This is a genomic window from Pseudomonas lactucae (genome assembly GCF_036688725.1).
GTDB lineage: Bacteria > Pseudomonadota > Gammaproteobacteria > Pseudomonadales > Pseudomonadaceae > Aquipseudomonas > Aquipseudomonas lactucae.
In genome coordinates this window covers 18,690-37,145 of sequence record NZ_JAQQPT010000031.1, presented here as the reverse complement: position 1 = coordinate 37,145, position 18,456 = coordinate 18,690, and the positions used below count along the sequence as shown (strand labels likewise).

Annotated in this window: 10 protein-coding genes and 9 pseudogenes; 9 read left to right on the top strand and 10 right to left on the bottom strand. The window is 54.8% G+C overall.

Going from position 1 to position 18,456, the window contains the following annotated elements; translation table 11 throughout:
• The first annotated feature begins 47 nt into the window (after window positions 1-47).
• Both V6M90_RS27715 and V6M90_RS27710 read left to right on the top strand, forming a co-directional pair.
• Window positions 48-956: an ABC transporter substrate-binding protein gene (locus V6M90_RS27715; protein WP_408637343.1), complete on the top strand. Its 909-nt coding sequence runs from the start codon at window positions 48-50 to the stop codon at window positions 954-956.
• Window positions 953-1,993 (top strand): FecCD family ABC transporter permease, encoded by a 1,041-nt coding sequence (locus V6M90_RS27710; RefSeq protein WP_332847457.1) that lies wholly within the window; start codon window positions 953-955, stop codon window positions 1,991-1,993. The genes V6M90_RS27715 and V6M90_RS27710 overlap by 4 nt, the downstream gene beginning before the upstream one ends.
• A 500-nt stretch (window positions 1,994-2,493) precedes the next feature.
• Here V6M90_RS27710 and V6M90_RS27705 read toward each other — a convergent pair.
• Window positions 2,494-3,381 (bottom strand): annotated as a pseudogene (locus V6M90_RS27705) (LysR family transcriptional regulator).
• 139 nt (window positions 3,382-3,520) lie between these two features.
• On the opposite strand from V6M90_RS27705, the gene salA reads away from it, so the two are divergent.
• The gene (gene salA, locus V6M90_RS27700; RefSeq protein WP_065939458.1) at window positions 3,521-4,804 is read left to right on the top strand and encodes a salicylate 1-monooxygenase; all 1,284 of its coding nucleotides are present in this window, start codon (window positions 3,521-3,523) and stop codon (window positions 4,802-4,804) included.
• 182 nt (window positions 4,805-4,986) lie between these two features.
• Window positions 4,987-5,184, top strand: a complete 198-nt coding sequence (locus V6M90_RS30300) for a hypothetical protein (RefSeq protein ID WP_408637342.1) — start codon at window positions 4,987-4,989, stop codon at window positions 5,182-5,184.
• A 186-nt stretch (window positions 5,185-5,370) separates the two neighbouring features.
• Here the strand turns inward: V6M90_RS30300 and V6M90_RS27690 are convergent, their stop codons facing one another.
• The gene (locus V6M90_RS27690) at window positions 5,371-5,595 is read right to left on the bottom strand and encodes a hypothetical protein (protein ID WP_141696531.1); all 225 of its coding nucleotides are present in this window, start codon (window positions 5,593-5,595) and stop codon (window positions 5,371-5,373) included.
• Between the two features lie 99 nt (window positions 5,596-5,694).
• Between V6M90_RS27690 and V6M90_RS27685 the strand changes: the two are divergent.
• Window positions 5,695-6,854 (top strand): annotated as a pseudogene (locus V6M90_RS27685) (IS3 family transposase).
• 1,232 nt (window positions 6,855-8,086) lie between these two features.
• Here the strand turns inward: V6M90_RS27685 and V6M90_RS27680 are convergent.
• Complete coding sequence (locus V6M90_RS27680; protein ID WP_332847456.1) at window positions 8,087-9,112, bottom strand: LacI family DNA-binding transcriptional regulator; 1,026 nt, start codon at window positions 9,110-9,112, stop codon at window positions 8,087-8,089.
• Window positions 9,113-9,790: 678 nt separating this feature from the next.
• On the opposite strand from V6M90_RS27680, the gene V6M90_RS27675 reads away from it, so the two are divergent.
• Window positions 9,791-10,195, top strand: coding sequence for a PA0061/PA0062 family lipoprotein (locus V6M90_RS27675; protein ID WP_065939453.1), 405 nt, complete (start codon window positions 9,791-9,793; stop codon window positions 10,193-10,195).
• Between the two features lie 210 nt (window positions 10,196-10,405).
• On the opposite strand, the pseudogene V6M90_RS27670 reads toward V6M90_RS27675, so the two are convergent.
• Window positions 10,406-11,552 (bottom strand): annotated as a pseudogene (locus V6M90_RS27670) (IS3 family transposase).
• A gap of 62 nt (window positions 11,553-11,614) precedes the next feature.
• Here V6M90_RS27670 and V6M90_RS27665 point away from each other — a divergent pair.
• Window positions 11,615-11,692, top strand: a pseudogene (locus V6M90_RS27665) (Lrp/AsnC ligand binding domain-containing protein); the annotation flags it as partial.
• Window positions 11,693-11,694: 2 nt separating this feature from the next.
• Here V6M90_RS27665 and V6M90_RS27660 read toward each other — a convergent pair.
• The 3 genes and pseudogenes from V6M90_RS27660 to V6M90_RS27650 all read right to left on the bottom strand — a co-directional run.
• Window positions 11,695-12,099 (bottom strand): annotated as a pseudogene (locus V6M90_RS27660) (TrbI/VirB10 family protein); the annotation flags it as partial.
• Between the two features lie 383 nt (window positions 12,100-12,482).
• Window positions 12,483-12,740: a DUF2958 domain-containing protein gene (locus V6M90_RS27655; RefSeq protein WP_332847455.1), complete on the bottom strand. Its 258-nt coding sequence runs from the start codon at window positions 12,738-12,740 to the stop codon at window positions 12,483-12,485.
• A gap of 405 nt (window positions 12,741-13,145) precedes the next feature.
• Window positions 13,146-14,074, bottom strand: a pseudogene (locus V6M90_RS27650) (IS5 family transposase).
• Window positions 14,075-14,303: 229 nt separating this feature from the next.
• Between V6M90_RS27650 and V6M90_RS27645 the strand changes: the two are divergent.
• Complete coding sequence (locus V6M90_RS27645; RefSeq protein WP_332847454.1) at window positions 14,304-16,097, top strand: rhamnogalacturonan lyase B N-terminal domain-containing protein; 1,794 nt, start codon at window positions 14,304-14,306, stop codon at window positions 16,095-16,097.
• 50 nt (window positions 16,098-16,147) lie between these two features.
• On the opposite strand, the pseudogene V6M90_RS27640 reads toward V6M90_RS27645, so the two are convergent.
• From V6M90_RS27640 to V6M90_RS27630, 3 genes and pseudogenes are all read right to left on the bottom strand, one after another.
• Window positions 16,148-16,725: pseudogene (locus tag V6M90_RS27640) on the bottom strand (chromosome partitioning protein ParB); the annotation flags it as partial.
• Window positions 16,710-16,913: pseudogene (locus V6M90_RS27635) on the bottom strand (IS5/IS1182 family transposase); the annotation flags it as partial. The pseudogenes V6M90_RS27640 and V6M90_RS27635, both read right to left, overlap by 16 nt.
• A 349-nt stretch (window positions 16,914-17,262) precedes the next feature.
• Window positions 17,263-17,451, bottom strand: coding sequence for a hypothetical protein (locus tag V6M90_RS27630; RefSeq protein WP_332847453.1), 189 nt, complete (start codon window positions 17,449-17,451; stop codon window positions 17,263-17,265).
• A gap of 187 nt (window positions 17,452-17,638) precedes the next feature.
• Here V6M90_RS27630 and V6M90_RS27625 point away from each other — a divergent pair.
• Window positions 17,639-18,401: pseudogene (locus V6M90_RS27625) on the top strand (IS5 family transposase); the annotation flags it as partial.
• Window positions 18,402-18,456 lie beyond the last annotated feature (55 nt).

The window sequence follows — 18,456 nt, the reverse complement described above, 5'->3', positions numbered from 1 at the left end:
AAAGCCTGTTCGTATGGTCAGTTCTTCTGGCGATAATCGGCTGCCAAATGGCGTACGCAGACGCTACGGTATATCCCGTCGCGATAAAAAGCTGCAACCGTGTTGTTACGTTCCAAGCTCCACCTCAGCGTGCGGTTAGCAACGATGTCAATCTGACTGAGATGATGGTTGCCTTGGGTTTGCAGAGCCACATGGTTGGCTACAGTGGTGTCAGCGGTTGGAATAAACCAACGCCGGAACTGCTGAACCTGTTGGGTAAACTCCCCGAAATCGCTACGAAGTACCCGTCGCTTGAAACCCTGCTCGGTGCGAATGCTGACTTCTACTTTGCTGGCTGGAACTATGGCATGCGCTTGGGCGGTGATGTCACTCCGGAGAGTCTTGCGCCGCTGGGCATTCAGACCTATGAACTGACAGAGTCCTGCGCGCAAATCATGCCCAGGGCGCAAGCGACGTTGAACGATCTATACAACGACCTTTACAACCTGGGGAAAATCTTTGACGTGCAGGGCCAGGCAGACGCTTTGGTTCAGGATATGCAGAACCGGGTCGCAGCGTCTGAGGAGAAAATAGCCGACGCGCCTGCGGTGAAAGTGTTCCTTTATGACAGCGGTGAAGATCGTCCGATGACAGCGGGTCGCCTGGCAATGCCCCAAGCACTGATCAGCGCAGCAGGTGGACGCAATGTAATGGGGGATGTTGAGGCCAGTTGGACCCATGTTAACTGGGAGTCGGTGGTCGCCGCCAATCCGCAGGTTATCGTTATTGTCGACTATGGTGAGGTGATCGCGGCGCAGAAACAGAAATTTATCGAGAACAATCCCGCCTTGCAGTCCATCGACGCGGTGCGCAATAGGCGCTTCGTGGTATTACCCTATGTAGCGGTGACACCCGGCATTCAGAATGTCAAAGCGATTGAAATCATGGCGACTGCTTTTCACGGCCCCCGGCGATGACTGCTGCGCAATGGTTCACTGAACGCCCTGGGCGCTATGGTGCTCTGCTGATTGGTATGTTGGTGTTGTTGCTTCTGTCCTGCCTTATAAGCGTAACTTTCGGCTCCGCTTCGGTACCGTTGTCCAACGTTGCCGAAATACTTGTTTTCAAGTTATTCGGGTGGGTAAAAGTGCCGCACTCCTGGGCAACCAGCCAGGAAGTCATCGTCTGGCTTATTCGCTTACCCAGGGTTTTACTGGGGGCGCTGGTTGGAGCCGGATTGGCCTTGATAGGCAGTGCTCTACAAGCGGTAACGCGAAATCCGTTGGCTGATCCGCATTTGTTAGGTGCGACATCGGGTGCAACGCTTGGCGCCGTGATTGTCGTACTGCATTTAGGAGAGGCGCTGGGCATGCTGACTCTACCTTTGGCAGCGTTCGCCGGATCTCTGACTAGCCTGTGCATGGTATTGTGGATTGCCAGTCGCCAAGGTCGCCTAGACGGCGAGCGACTGTTGCTAGGCGGTGTCGCCGTGTCCTTCGTGATGATGGCACTCGCAAATCTGATGTTGTTTTTAGGCGATCAGCGAGCCAGCACCTCGGTCTTGTTTTGGATGCTGGGAGGCCTTGGCCTGGCACGATGGGAAATGCTGCCAGTGCCCTTGGTGACGGTGTTGCTCGGTTGGATAGCCCTACAGGGGCTTGGGCGCTCTTTGAATGCGCTGATGGCGGGCGACCAGACGGCCATCAGCCTAGGCTTACAAGTGGCCAATGTAAGGCTATTAGTGTTTTTAATTGCCTCTTTGATGACGGGGGTCTTGGTAGCGATCAGTGGTTCAATCGGCTTTGTGGGGCTAATGGTGCCGCATATTGCGCGCCGACTAGTCGGGGCTGAACACCGCCGTCTATTACCCGTAGCCGCCTTGGTCGGTGCCTTGCTGATGGTGTGGGTCGACGTCATCGCACGAACCTTGATCGCTCCGCAGGACCTGCCCATCGGCATTCCTACAGCGCTGCTTGGTGGTTTTTTCTTTGTCCTGCTCATGCGCCGTAAGTAAGCAGCGACCAGCGCCATAGCAAGTTGCCCGTCCATTCATTGCTGGCCCAACGCGAACTTGTGCCCGAACGCTCGGCTACGGCCAAGGTCTGGATTACAGCTTTAACGCTGCGTAGCGCTGACGCGCTGTAATCGCCCGACCAAGTCATCTATCCAGCCCCTACAGTCAAGACATAGGCTGAGATATAGTCGCTGTGCTAAACATCTCGTCATTTCCCAGATGGGGAACCCACATCTTGCCAGCCATCTATCAATTCCATATTTTGCGCAACGAGCCGGCAGGGCTTTCCAGTTGCCTTGCGACAATAGAATGCAAACGGAAGCCTGAGGTACTTCAATTTGCCGGTTAACCGTGTGATTGAGTTCGGCACCCGGATCGAGATGTAGATCGCTATGAAACCCCATGCGTCGATATCGAGGCACAGCCAGCTCAAAGGTGCGCTATGTGCTGGGCGACTTGGTCAAGCTATCTGCACATAAGCAATAACCGACCAGCGCGCCTTAATCGCTGAACAAATCGAACATCAGTTGTCGGAACCATTTGTTGGCCGGGTCGCGGTTGTATTTGACATGCCAGAATAAGTTGATGGCGATCTCGGGCAACGGTAGTGGCACCGGAAGGTATTTCAAGCCAAAGGGCTCCGAGCAACTGCGGGCAAAGCGCTCCGGAACGGTGGCGATCAAGTTAGTGTTCTGCAGGATATGCCCGACAGCAGCACCAAGCGAATCTCAAGCCGCAGGCCTGCACGCTGCATATGCGTATCTATTTCTCCATGACCTGTGCTGTCGGCGACGATCAGCACAGGTCCGTATTTGGCAGAAAACCTCGCGGGTTATCGGTTGCTCCGTGAGCGGGTGGTTTTTCCTGCATAAACATGCGTAACGGTGGTGGAACAGCTGGCGCTGATAAAATCCGGCTTGCAGGTGAGGCAGCAACTCGACCGCCAGATACACCTCGCAACTGGCCATGTTCTCGGAGAGCTCGGTATTGCTACGTAGCGTCTTCACCGATATGCCAGGCGCTTGCTTGGGTAGTGCGTCGATCAAGCGCGGCACGAAATAAATTTCACCTATGTCTGTCATCGCTAGGACAAATCGTTTTTGGCTCGTCGCGGGATCGAACTCATCATGACGGTTGATTGCTCCGTGGAGCAGACCGATTGCCTGGGAGACCGGCTCGGCAAGTTGGGCGACAAATGGAGTGGGCTGCATGCCCTTGGAGGTCCGTACGAACAATTCGTCGTTGAACGTGGTCCGCAAACGCTTTAGCGCGTTGCTCAGCGTCGGTTGCGTAAAGCCAAGACTGTCGGCCGCCACCGAGACGCTTCGGTCTACCAGCAATTGGTGGAAGGTCACCAATAGGTTCAGATCAAGTTCGCGCAGAGTCACCTTGGCTCTTAGGTGTGAGAGGCTGACGAAAACCTGAGTCTATTCAGCTTGGTGATAGCTTGTATGTCTGGCAGGGAATTTATCAATTTTTTGTGAATAGTCAGGATAGGGCTACCACAAAAAAACTTAGGTTTTTCCCATGACTGGCCTTAATTCTGTCTTGCAAGTGGGCATCGTCGGCGGCGGTATCGCTGGAGTGGCCTTGGCTCTCGAACTCTGCCGTCATCCGCACCTGGAGGTGAAGTTATTTGAAGCCGCACCAGCCTTCGGTGAGGTGGGTGCCGTTGTGTCATTCGGTGCAAACGCCGTGCGTGCCATAGAAGGCTTGGGGATCGGCGGTAGCTACAGGCGCATCGCTGATCGTAACCCGCAGCCCTGGGAGGACATTTGGTTTGAATGGCGTCGGGGTATTGATGCCGGTTATCTCGGCGTTAGCATCGCTTATGGCGTGGGACAGTCGTCTGTGCACCGGGCCGATTTCCTCGATGCATTGGCTCAGCACATACCGAAAGAGATTGCTTGTTTTAACAAGCGCGCCGAGAGCGTTAAGCAGGTGCAGGACAGAGTCACCGTTCAGTTCACCGACGGTACCAACCATGAATGTGATCTACTGATTGCGGCAGACGGTATCAAATCGTCGTTGCGTGACTATGTCCTCAAAGGGCTTGGGGAGCCTATGGTTGCACCTCGATTCAGTGGCACCTGCGCCTATCGCGGCATGATCGACAGTGAGCAACTGCGCGCCGCGTATCGTGCAGCCTGCGTCGATCAGCACCTGATCGATATCCCACAAATGTATCTGGGGCTAGACGCCCATATCCTCACGTTCCCTGTCAAAAAAGGCCGGTTGATTAACGTGGTGGCCTTCGTCTCCGATCGTTCAGTCCCCAATCCTGTCTGGCCGCAAGACACGCCCTGGGTCAAAACCACCAGCCAGGCGCAAATGCTGGACGCCTTCGCACATTGGGGAGATGCGGTACGTGTATTGCTTAAGTGCATTCCTGCGCCAACTCTGTGGGCGCTTCATGAGCTGGACCAGCTAGCAGGCTATACACACGGGCGTGTCGGGCTGATCGGTGATGCTGCTCATGCCATGCTGCCTCATCAGGGCGCTGGGGCTGGTCAAGGGCTTGAAGATGCGTGGCTACTCGCGCGAGTATTGGGAGACAAGCGGGTGTTGCAAAGCAACCCCCAGGAGGTTCTGCAGGTTTATGACGCGATCCGTCGTCCTCGCGCTTGCCGTGTACAGCGCACGTCTCGGGAGGCTTGTGAACTCTATGAGTTTCGAGATCCGCATGTTGAAGACAGCGAGCCTCATCTGTCGACCAGCCTGGCCAGACGCTTTGATTGGTTATGGGATCACGATATGCAGGCAGATCTTGCGCAGGCCCACATACTGCTCGGCTGGGCTGAAGTAACATGACTGTATTTGACACAAGTACCTTAGCCTGGCGATCTGAACTCACTATAAAGCGACGGGTGTAATTGCCATTACTGTCCGCATACGCTTCAGGCAACCGTCGCAACAAATACATCGTGCTGCGTATCCTGCAACATCGAAGACAGGAGATAACTGACGATGAATTCTGAGCCGGGGTCGAATATATCAACCGGTTTGGTGAGCGTAACGAAGCAGGGCTGCTTGCAGAGGAACAGGGCTTGGAGCATTTTTTCGACCTGCTCAATGATGCGAAGGATGCCGAGGCTGACTGTCGACTTCAACGACGTGTCGACGAACGGCCAGCTGGGTTGGCAGCACGAGGGTTGACACCAAAAAGGCGTCCGCATGCATGGCATAGATGACCACCGATGTCAGGTCTTTTCGAATACTCATCAATGCTGTTCCTTGGGGGCAACCCATTTAGGCATGGCAGTGGTGTTGCTAATAAAAACCATCAGTGTCGTAAAAGTAAAACGAGCTCGTTTAGCGGATTCTTAAGACATCGACCAGCCGGAATAAAAATTCTTAAAGTGGCGGAACTTTAATTTTTATAGTCGTATTTTAATAATCTGAAACTTAACTTTGGATTGGCGATTGCTCGCGGAAGCTTGTTCCAAACTCTCTATTACAGCGTAAAGATTTCGCTGTGCAAAAAACAATACGCGCAAGTCCTTATTAACTGCCTCAATAAGGGCAATATCATTGCCTGTGTGCTTGGCAAGTATATCGATAAGATTTTCATACTGGAGTTCTAAATCAGGCAGCGCTTTCATTTTTCACCTTAATCTAACAAGAATATACGTCATGATGTACTGGTCTAATGATTCCGGACACCCATTTAGGCGAGAATGCTCGCCACAGAGAGGTGTCTGATGACCAAGCAACGCCGTACCTTTTCCCCTGAATTCAAACGCGAGGCTGCCGACCTCGTTCTCAAGCAGGATTACAGCTTCATTGAGGCCAGCCGCTCGCTTGGTGTCGGCGAGTCGGCTTTGCGCCGATGGGTCGACCAGGTGCAGCAAGAACGCACGGGCGTCACCCCGCAGAGCAAAGCGCTGACCCCGGAGCAGCAGAAAATCCAAGAGCTGGAAGCCCGAATTGCTCGCCTTGAGCGGGAAAAGTCGATCTTAAAAAAGGCTACCGCGCTCTTGATGTCGGAAGATCTCGAGCGTTCGCGCTGATTGACCAGTTGAGCATCCACGAGCCGGTTGATTGGCTGTGCAAGGTGTTTGAAGTGACCCGCTCGTGCTACTACGCTCGGCGCCTGAGGCGCCGCACACCGGATGTAGAACGCCTTCGATTGCGCAGTCGGGTGAACGAGTTGTTCACCCAAGGCCGCAGTGCTCCCGGTAGCCGTAGCATCATGGCCATGATGCAGGACGACGGCGAGCAGATCGGGCGATTCAAAGTGCGCAGCCTGATGCGCGAACTGGAGTTGGTCAGCAAAAAGCCGGGATCGCATGCTTACAAAAAGGCGACGGTCGAGCGGCCCGACATTCCTAATATTTTGAACCGGGAGTTTGATGTGCCCGCTCCTGACCACGTCTGGTGTGGCGATATCACTTACATCTGGGCTCAAGGGAAATGGCAGTATCTGGCGGTTGTGCTAGATCTTTTTGCCCGCCGTGTTGTGGGCTGGGCGTTGTCGGGAAAGCCGGATGCGGACTTGGTCATCAAGGCCTTAGACATGGCTTACGAACAGCGAGGGAAGCCTCAGGTCTGCTGTTCCACTCCGACCAGGGCTCGCAATATGGAAGTCGGAGTTTTCGCCAGCGCCTTTGGCGATATCGCATGAGTCAGAGTATGAGCCGGCGAGGAAATTGTTGGGATAACGCGCCGATGGAACGGGTGTTCAGGAGCCTGAAAACCGAGTGGATACCGATCATGGGCTACACGACGGTTCAACAAGCTCAGCGGGATATCAGCCATTTTTTGATGCACCGGTACAACTGGATTCGACCGCACCAATTTAATGGTGGGCTGCCACCGGCTCAGGCCGAAAAAACTTAACGTAGTGTCCGGGATCAATTGACCACTACATGACGAACCCAAGGCGCTTGCTACTTTGTGTTAGGGATCTATGCTCGGCTGCTAGTTAGGTCGCTGGTGAAACGAGATTTGGTACTGCCCAAAATTTAGCTTCTAATAAGATAATTCGCTAAGTGTAGTTGTTATTTCGCATGTTGATACAGGGATTGGATTATCTCCGTCGTTCGCTCTGTTTGCTGACTTGAGCGCTCGGTAAGATCAGCTACTTCCTAGGTGAAGTTGGGCTCCGAGCACCTTCGGTCCATGTACTCGGGTTACTCTGGCGACAAGTTACGTTTGGCAGTCTCCAAAAAAATAGCGAGCACGGCCAGCGATCCAACTCTAAGGAGCCTTATCGTCTGCCTCCATCCGGGCCAACCAAAATGCTCCTGCTGACATTAAGCCCAAGACAAAGGCGAGTAAGGTGAGTGACGCTAACGAAAGCCACTGTTTAAGGGGCTGGGAGGTTACTGTGTGTAGCTTTTTGGGGGACAATTTACTCGTCGAAAAAATAGGGCCAATCATAAGTTCCTGGCATACGAATATTATTAGGGATGCAGCACTTATCGCGAGAACGTAAGATATAAGCCTGGTAACCAAAAGTCCGAAATTAAAGCTCGCCATAAAACCGCCTTCACTTTTAAGTTGCAAAACTACAGACTTTATATGCCGACTCGGCCGGGGTTGTTTTCAACGTAGTTTTGAAAACAATCGCAATCTGACGACATATTTGAGTGATCATATTCAAATATTGCAGTAAAAAATTTTCGTAGATAAAAGTATAAACATCGAGGACCAAGCAACTCTTATTTTAGTGTGAATAAAGTAATCATAAGACTTAGGTACTGTAAAAGTGGTAGGGTTGCCCACATCAAAGACTCTCGAAAGAAATCATGAGCCCCTACTTATTAGCAATTCGGATAGATGTCTGGCTTCGGAGATCTATATATCCTGCTCAAAGAAGTAGTGGCTTGGCACGCTGATTAAGCATATTTACCAATGACTACGCCCTCACTGCATTTAGAGTCAGGAAATTGGTGCAAGATCATATCTAGATGATATTGCCTAGCTGTTCGGGCTTTACCGCCTATTTCCGTTTTTATATATGCAAACTGCTTCACCTGCCACTCCACGGAAAGCATCAAAAATTGTTTAAGCTCTAATTTCACTGGTGTATGGGGAGTCTATGATAGCTATCAATAGTCATGCCACAGAAAAAATGACCGATTCGAGTCATTAATTTCGCTCTATCATTTCAGGTAAAATAATGTGAAGCTTAGGGGCAACAACTGGTTTTTTCTCTAAATCACCTAAAGCGAACAGTAAGTGCTGAATGGCAGCGTGAGCTTGCACTTCAGGGTCTTGGTCAATAACAACCGATAAAATCCCGCGGTCAAGCATTTGAATATTCTCTATACTCTGCTCATGGGCAACCCACACGGGCCGGATATTAAGCTTATCTAAAGCACTGCTTATACCCAAGGTCCCGGCGCCAGTATTATAAATTCCGACCACCTCCTGATTCTTTTTGTGGTTTGCTAAAACCGCCTTGAAAGTGAGTAAGTCATTATCGAAACATTCCACGGCTCGGGCGACGTGCAAACCAACGGATTCTTCCTGAACAATAGACAGAAACCCTTTCAATCTTTGCTGGTGTGCTTGAAATTCAAGTGAGTTAGTGATTGGTAAAATTTTCCCATTTGTTGATCCCAGCCATTTAATCATTAGTTTTCCAGCGCAACGTCCTGCCCGGAAATTATCAACACCAACGTAGGTGGCAGCGTTGAGCTTAGAAATACCGCTAGTCAGTAAAATAACTGGAACACCTTTCGCAATTTGTTCAATGAGTGCGGTGCGAACAATATCCGTATCGTGAGCAACAACTATTAGACCTTGGCGGGGTGCTTCTGGGTTCTGGATAAAATCCAGAAGCTGCTCTGGCTTTGTTTCGCGCCAAATTAACCGTTGAAGCACCAGACGTGACCGAAGCAGTTCAGCCTGTTGTAAAAACGCCTCCGTTAAACAACGAAAGTGGTGCGTAGGACTGTCCACGATTACCAAATCGATTCTGAGCAAACCATGGACGACAGATGGAAGAGTTCGCTTTATGCCTAAGGACTTAGCAGCCAAAATTACCGCGCGACATCTCGCATCAGAGACACCGCCTCGCTCATTTAATACGCGGCTTACCGTACTGAGACTTACGCCGGCAAGTTTAGCTACTTCGTAAAGTGTTTTCCTGTTATAAGAAGTATCATTCATGACGAAATCACCGCTACGGTAATTGGAGTAAATTAAAAATGTTTATTTCCCTTGAGTCGAAGTTAAAAAATCACTATTCTGCGCTGAACTGGAAAAAAATCTGCTCATGTTAGTACACCTCACAAAGCATTGTTTAAAATCGCAACTAGCCCTGTGCATTATCGATGGTCAGCGGCATGCGGCACCGATACTGCACCGGCTTCTGTCAGGCTGATGTTGCAACCAGAATCAATGAGTCGCCATACTACGAGGTCGTTGTCTCATGGTTATGCTCCACGAGTGGGTTCGCGCCCACTGTCTCTTTGCAAAATTAACAATCGATTAACGAGGTTCTAACTGACAAAATTTTCATTTTTTCAAACTTCTGCGTGTGCACCCATCGCACAGAAAGTTTTGTGATGGTTAAGGCCTCAAGTACATGTTCTAGGTGATTCCGTACACACACGTCTCCATGCGCGATCCGTGATTCACATCTGTCCGGTTGACGCCGTTCGCCGTAACGTCGCTGCTCTGCTGCGGCGGTTAGGGGACGAGCTAACCAAACTTTTCAATCAGGTTAAAGAATATTTAGCTAAACGCTGAAAATCGTTTCATGTGTATTCATTTGTTCTACGAGAGCTACACCTTAAGAATGTGGCTGTCGAATCTTTATCTATTCATTGATTCTGGAGGTGTGCCATGAAACCACTATTCATGATCCCAGTCCTGGGTGCAGCCTTGCTGTTGTCAGCGTGTGCGGGCGCGATTCCGAAAGCTGACCCGAGCAAAGCGTGGATTAGCTTGCAAGAGGAAACGCCGAATAATTTGCTGGCTGAGCGTGTGGACGGCAAACCCGTGAACGACGGGCGCTACTTTGAAGTGCTCCCGGGTGGTCATCGCCTAGATGTGACTTTCTTCAAGGAAGAGCCAGGAGACGACAACCAGCAGGACTGCCAGGGCCAAATCGAGTACAAAAATTTCAATGCGGGTGAACATTACACCTTGGTAGAGTCCAGCTTGGGCACTACTTTGCGTGCATCTCTAATGGATGGTCGCGGCAAGGAGTTAGCGTCGACTGACGATTTCGACTGCATGCCTGGCTAAGTGTGGTATGCAACTGAGCTCGCCATAGTTGAGACGGGGGGCTGTGAGTGGCACTAAGCCCCCCAAATATAGCAACGTGTACCTTCAGCTAACTGCAGACCTTTATCCATCTATCAAGGTCGTCGTTGATGAGTGGCTCTCGAACATTTATCAGGTTCAGAACCTTCAGTGGTCGGGTAAGACAGGTCATCCTGAATCGCCCCGGATTCTCTAGGCACCTTGCGAGCTCAATGCGTAACGCTTTTCAATCTCTACCGGTGACAGTTGATTGTTGAAACCATGGCGGCGTTTTGCGTTGTAGAACATCTCGATGTAATCGAACACATCGCTACGAGCATCTTCGCGCGTGGAACAGATTTTCAGCTTGATCCGTTCCCGTTTCAGAAGCTGGAAACAGCTCTCGGCCACGGCGTTGTCATACAGTTGCCTCGGCGACTCATGCTGGCAACCAAATTGTTCGCCTTAAAATAAGCTGCGCCAGTCGGAGCTGCTGTAGTGAGCTGCCCTGGCCGGAATGAACCATCACCTCTTGCTTCGGTTTACGCCTCCAAACCGCCATCAGCAACGCATCAATAGCCAAATCACTGGTCATCTGCGCCTTCATTGACCAGCCAACGACTTGACGAGAAAACAGATCCAGCACCACCGCCAAATACAACCAGCCTTCATACGTACGAATGTAGGTGATGTCGGTGACCCAAACTTTGTTGGGTTCTACGACATCGAACTGGCGCTTCAGCAAATTGGCTGAGGTGACCGCTGGCTTACCGCCGTATTTGCCAGGACGGCGTCGATACCCTGTCTCAGAGCGCAGACCTTCAAGACGCATCAGCCTCGCCACACGATGCCGACCACAATCCTCACCGACTTCGCGTAGATCGTCATGGACTTTGCGATAGCCATAAACGCCGCCGCTCTCCAGCCAGGAATGCTTGATCAAACCCAGCAGTCGCTGGTCGTCTTTGGCGCGTACAGATTGTGGCTTAGACAGCCAGGCGTAATAACCGCTGGGATGGACTTTCAGCTTCAGGCAAAGCCGTCGAATGGAATAGTCGCCGGTTCGCTGCTTGATAAAGGCGTACTTCAACCGCACTCCTTGGCAAAGTACGCGGCGGCCTTTTTTAAGATGTCTGGCTCTTCGGTGACCCGCTTGAGTTCGTCTCACAGACGCCGCAGTTCCGCGTGCTGATCATCGTCTTGCTGCCGTTCTGCCTGAGGTTTACTGTAGCGCTTTATACAGGCATAGATTCTATGACACGCAAAGACGCACCGCCACATTAGCGACAGGCAGCTTCTTTATGGTCACTTGATTGACCCCTTGGATTTTGAATTCTTCGGGATAACGTGGGTTGCTCATGGCACCTACTGATTGGCCTCAGTTTAAGGCATGGGCGTGTCTACGAAACCCGGGGCGATTCATCGAGCATCCGCAACATCGACGAAGTGCTGGAGTGCCACTTGATCAGCGGCAGCTACGATTACCTGGTGCGCTTCCTGTAGGCGTTGTCGCGCTCGGCGATGACGATGCGGTTGCCGTGCTGGCGGCTCTCCGGGGCAGCCAGTTCTGTGCCCCCGCCCAGCAGCGTCTTCAGCACCGCGCCGGAGACGATGCGGTGAGTGGTAGTCCACACCGTCCTCCAGTCCGAACTAGCCGGCCGGATCGGTGCGTCGGCGAGGATGTGTCCGGCAGATGATGCAGTTCCATACCACTTGAACCCGGCACTGCCCATAGCTGATTTTCCCAGAAGGCTTGCCCCCTGCGGGATCAGCATGAATTTGCCTGTGGCCATGTCATATACAGTGGCGATCACATCGCCCGACAAGTCCGACTTGATGCCCGTCGTCAGTGCACCCGCGATCACCGTTCCGGCCATCACCTGATACGGCGAGGCAGGCATTACCAGAAATCGGCGCTTCGGTCAGCCATGATGCAACCTCCTGTTCAACACAAACGTCGGGAGGGCGCCAGCTGCGAGATCTACGACATCAGAGCGTCATCAGAAAAAACATACACTTGAGCGGTAAAAAGGCATGTCAATACCGATTGACTCCGAATCCTTACGCGGACGATCCGAGTGCGACGGCCACGTAGCACTGAAATGGGGCTGCGGCATAGGACACCGTGCCGCATGCCGCGCCACGCATCCTGTCTGTTTCGGCCAAGATCGCACCCGCTTGGTGCAAGAGTGCTTATCCATACCGCAACCGTCTTGACTCAGACTCAAAAAGACACAATGTGCCTTAACGGCCTGGGCGTGATGGACCGCAGCAAGACGCAGGTGGTGCGTTAGTCCGGGATCGAACCATCGCGCTGCGCCAGCCGGGCGTACTCCGACAACGGCCGCGAGGCGCGGAAATACAGGTAACGCTGGATGGGCCGCTGCTGCGGACCGACGATGCCCGCCAGGTCGGACAACTTGACCGTCCCGAGTGCGGGCATACCGATGCCAAGGTCGATCAGCCCCCACGCGGTATCGCCATCGGCCGGGTCGAGCGCGGCCAGCAGCCGTGCGCGTTCGTCGGCGGTGGTGAGCGACTGGGTCACGGCGGGGAACCCCGCGTATCTACGAATGCGCGAACACGTTTTTCCGGCGAAGCACGGAACCACCAAGCCGGACATGCGATTTCGTGCGCAAGCATGGATGCACAAGTTCTTGAATCAGGCCATGCACAGAAACGCAGATCCCTAGAGTTGTGGTTGTCAGGAAAGGCACAAATGTGGCTCCCAGGTTCTGGCGAAATCCTCAGATGCAGACTTCCTCAAAGGCACAAATACGGAAAACAAGAACGCTAAGGATGGTCTGATTAATATGATGCTTGGCGCGCATTCGCCTACGAATGGTTCGTTCGCTGCCTCACATGCGCCGATTTGCCAGTAGCAGCAGGCGCTGGGCGTTCATTCTGAGCAGTTCGCTCCCGTGCAGCCCATTTGCCTGTGCAGCAGACGCACTCATGCCTGCGCAGGCATCAATTTTTCGCGCGCCATCCACAGGTTCGACAGCGCGAGCATGGTGACCAGTTGCGCGGTGTTCTTCCTCAGCCCGCGGTAGCGCACCCTCACATGGCCGAACTGGCGCTTGATCAACCTGAACGGGTGTTCGACCTTGGCACGCACGCTCGCCTTGAGCTTCTCGACCTGGTCGACCAAGGCATCGATCTCGTTGCTTGTGTCCAGTGCCCTGCACTTACCCGGGCGCATGGCGGACTGGCTTGGCGTCAGACCGCTTGGCTGCGCCCTGGTAACACATCGCTCTCATGCCCATGCAAGAGGCTGTTTGGCCTCGACCACATCGTTGATGTTGCCCGCCGTGCCTCGCACGGTGTGCACCAGGCCCGAGTCGGCATCCACACCGATGTGGGCCTTCCCCGAAGAACCACTGGTTGCCCTTCTTGCTCTGGTGCATCTCAGGGGCGCCCTGCCCGTCCTTGTTCTTGGTCGAACTCGGTGCAGCGATCAGCGTGGCATCGACCACCGTGGCCGGCCTTGAGCAGCAAGCCTTTGCTGCTCAGCAAGTCGTTGACCAGCGTGAGGATCTGATCGGCCAGCTTGTGGCGCTCCAGCAGGTGGCGGAATAGAAGGATAGTGCTCTCGTCGGGCAGCCGGTCCCAGTCCAGGCTGGCGAACTCGCGCAACAACGGCACGGCGTGCAAGGTCTCTTCCATCGCTGGGTCGCTGAGGATGAACCATTGCGGCATGAAGTGGATGCGCGACATCGTCTCCACTGCAAAGGGTGGGCCGCCCTTCATGCCTTAGGGGGCGCAAGGCGCCACCAATTCAACGAGCGCCGCCCAAGGCACCACGCGTTCCATCTGTGCGAGAAACTCCCGCTTGCGCGTGCGCTTGGTCGTCAGGTTCAGGCCCAAATCGGTTTGCTTCATGGCTTAGATCGCAAGCAGGTTGTGGGTCGGATTATGCAGAGTGTCCTTAGAGGCCAGCGCGTTGCTTCTGGTGATAGAGGATTAGTGCAGGTGCGTTCATTTGGGCTCACTCAAGATTCAACACTGCACTAGTATTTCCGAAATGTGCATCGGTCTGAAACACAACAGCGCTGGCTGCCGCCATGCGACCTGAGTTGCTTGTCGCGTAACTTATGAAGAGTTTGAAAACATGTCGAACGATTCGCCTACTACCTTGCCACGGTTCCCTGGCGCGCGGGCGCTTGCAGTAAGCGCATTTCTCCTGCTCGCGTCGTCCGTTGCGGCGCTGGCGATCCTCGCGTCATCAGCGATGGCCCACGGCCGGGACACCGGTACTTCTGCCTCGCAAGTCGCAGCGTCATCCTTCGGCCTCAGCAAAGACGCCATATCGATCACGGTGGACACCGGCGCGGGCCTCGTCTTCAAGATCCGGTGCCCGGATGCAGGCGGATCCAGCAAGGGGGCCGGGGACATCGTGTCAATGCGCTGGCACGGCGTCGAGTACCAAGATCAGTCAAAGGGTAGCCAGGTCAATATCGGCTTTACGGATCTGTACGCGGGGCAAACGACTGCAAGCGTCACGGCTGCACGCATGGATGCCGACTACATCAAGGTGACGGTACAGGCTGGCGATCTCGTCCACTACTACCTTGCGAAGCGCGGCGTAGCGACGATCTTCATGGCGACCTACTTCACGCGCGAACCACAACTGGGCATGGTGCGCTACATCGCTCGGATCCGGCGCGCGGCGTTGCCCGATGGACCAGATCCTTCAAACTTGTCGGGGACCGATCGTCTCGTCGAGGGTCACGACGTCTTCGCGCGCCCCGACGGCCAGACGCGGTCTAAGCATTATTCGAACATGCGCCTGAAGGACTGGCACTTCTTCGGCGCGAGGGGGCCGGGCGTCGCAGTGTGGATGGTACGCGACGACAATGAGGGCGGATCGGGTGGGCCGTTCTACCGCAGCCTGCTCGATCAGGGGACGGATACGGACCAGGAACTTACCTACATCGTGAACTATGGCGAGGCGCAGACCGAACCATTCCGGACCGACATCCTCGACAGCTACGCTCTGGCGTTCACGACGGGCAGGATGCCCGATCCGCTCGATACGTCCTGGTTCGGCCGCATGGGCCTGATAGGGTACGTCGCTCCCGGCGCGCGGGGCGCGGTCGCCGGCGTCGGACTCGACGGCATGGATGCGGCCTTTCGCTACACCGTAGGCTTCGCCAACGGGAAGGCGCAGTATTGGACCGAGGCTCAGCCGCAGACCGGTGCCTTCGCACGTGAGGGCATGCTGCCCGGGACTTATCGCTTGACGGTCTACAAGAACGAACGCGAGGTGGCGGTGCGCAACGTCGAGGTGCGCGAGGGAACGACCATGTCTCTTCCCGCACTCCGGATCGACCACGATCCCGCGCGCGACGCGGCGGTCTGGCGTATCGGCGACTGGGACGGTACGCCGTCCGAGTTTCTCAACGGTGATCGAGTGACAACCATGCATTCCTCCGATGTCCGGATGGCATCGTGGTCGGCTCCACCGTTCGAGATCGGTCAGTCGAAGGCGGCGACCGGCTTTCCCGCCTATCAGTGGATCGATGTCAACTCTGCGTTGCCGATCCGCTTCACGCTGACCCGCACACAGATCTGCACCATGACGCTTCGCATCGGCATCACCACAGCCTTCGCCAATGCGAGACCGGCAGTCACCGTCAACGGATGGCAGGCGCCACCACAAGCGCCAACGCCACAGCCAAAGACGCGTACGCTGACGGTCGGCACCTACCGCGGAAACAACAGGATCTATGCCATCACCCTGCCAGCGTCCGCGCTCCGCGTCGGCCGCAATGAACTTACCCTCTCGGTCACCAGTGGCATACGTGGCAGCGGCTTTCTCAGTCCTGGCCTATCCTACGACGCGATCGACATGGTTCCCGCGGCGCCCCGCTGCAAGGTAATGTCCGCAGATCCGCGTCGTTGATAGACGAGCAACTAGTGCTGCAGTGTCCTATCTCGCTGATGCGTGTCGCCCTCCAGTTCGGCGTCGATATTGTTCAGGCAGTTTTGCAGCGATGCGATGCGGCGGGCTTCGCGGGCGCTCGGTTCGCGGCGTTGGCACGGTGCGTTCTGGAACGCGTGCCGTTCGGCATAGCTCAAGTGCGGCACGGCTTCCACCCACGCCCAGCCTTCGGCCAGTTCGTCCAGCTTGCCGCGCACCAGTGTTTCCAGCAGCGCGGCGTTGGTCAGATAGGTGCCGCTATCGTCGTCGGCGAACAGGTCGCGGCGGATGCCGCCATCCGCCGCCGGTAGGCATCCATTCCGATGAAATGCACCAGCGGGTGCGATGCGTCGATTTCGTGTTCCGTCAGACGTTCGCGCAGTGCTAATGCGCTGCGCTGCCAATCGGGCGCGGCGTAGAACGCGGCTTCCTGCACGGCGTGGTCGCCTGTGATGGTCAGGGCCATCAACTGTTGCAGCGTCACGCCACCAGTCCGATAGTCGGCCATCAGGCGCGGCGAGACGTTGGCCAACTTCAAGCGGCGTTGCACCACCAGCGGGGACACGCCGAAGTCAGCGGCAATGTCTTCGTTGGGGCGATCTGCAGCGACGGGCCGAAGAGATCGTCATGTTCTAGGACGCGACTCGCGCGTACCCGGCGTGCGAAGTACGGGGCCATTGCAGCTTCGATCTGCGTCCAGGCAAGCCGGCTCGCCAGCACCGCCAGCGGGTGGCGAAGGTCGATCATCTCGGCCAGGCGGGGGCGGAAGAAATCAGCCGTGTCGATGGTATCGGCCATGCGCAAACCCCTCAGGAATCAGCTGCCTGCACAACGGATCCTGGGGGATTCGGTGGACCGCAAAGAGCCATGGAGCGAGTGTTCATGCGGAGCACGGGGGATTTGCAGGGCCGACTACTGTAGAGGGAACAGCAAGACTGCCCCGCACCCTCGAAATCTTGCTGTCGGCAAGCGGAGCGCGCAGGCCCGCGAGCCCGACGGCGGCCACCCCGGGACGCAGGCAGCATAGTCTTTAGGTTGCGAAAAAGTACAGATCAGCAACACTCAATTTTCTTGATCTTCGGGATATGCTGCCTGCGGAATTGCTACCCAGCCTTCGCGAGTGATGCCTGCTCCAATACGCATGTTCTTACTTTCGGTTACCGCCCAGTGCCCGCCCCGGTGCAGTACGGCGCGAATCACTGACTTCCTCGACTTCACCTTCAACTGCTGGTGCCGGCTTACCCTTCAGCGCAGCCATCACTTCAGCGGCAGCGTTGAACGGTATCTCGAACAGGGTCAGGGGTGAACCCAGGCTGTTTTTGGTGCTGGTGCCCAAGTTATCGCGTGGCAGTTCCTGCGCTTGCCACCAGCAGGCCGTTGAAAAAGACCAGAACGGGAACGAATTGGATTCTGGCAAACTCCCCCGTCATGTTCCTCAATGTCAGCGGAAGACCGAGCCGATGCGTGGACCCGATCTCAAGCAAAATGACCTGTAGTTACACGACGCTTGAACAGCGTATCCCGACCTCCTGTTTAATCAGGATATTGCACGCCTGTTCTTCCAGCGCATCAAGTCGCTGGCCCAGTGGTCGCAGTACGCCAGCGATGAGCATTTCAGTGTGGACGGCACACTGATCGATGCTTGGGCTTCGCATAAATCCTTCGTCAAAAAGGACGATGGCGAGAAGCCGAACGATGAGCCGCCAGAGGGTGGCCCTCGCAACAACTACCTCGATTTCAAGGGTGAGAAGCGCGGCAACAAGACTCACCAATCAACCACCGATTCCCAGGCACGGTTGGCTCGTAAGAGCCCATCCGATGGCAGCCGCCTGGCCCATATGGCCCACACGCTGATGGAAAACCGCAATGTGTTGATCGTGGATGTTGAATGCACCGAGTTCAATGGACACGCCGAAGTGGTGCTGCCTAGAAGATGCTTGAACGCACGGCCAAACCTGGCAGTACCGTGGGGGCGGACAAAAGCTACGACCAGAAATTTTTTGTCCAGATGGCGCGCGATTTGAAGGTGACACCGCATGTCTCGAGAAAGGCTATCAAGAGCGCGATTGATGGCCGTAAGACCCGCCATCCGGGTTATGGCGTCAGCATGAAAATACGAAAAAGAATCGAGGAAGGATTTGGCTGGTTAAAGACCGTGGGCGGCCTGCGCAAGACCAAGCTGATTGGCCGTGAAAAGCTCAGCGCCCAGTTGCTGCTGGGCTTTTCGGTATACAACTTGATCCGTTTGGGAGCTTGTCAGGTTGGTGGCGTGGGTCGCATGCCTAGAAATCGCCCAAAGGCGAATATTTGCGCTGGAACTGGCAAAACACCCGCTGATTGA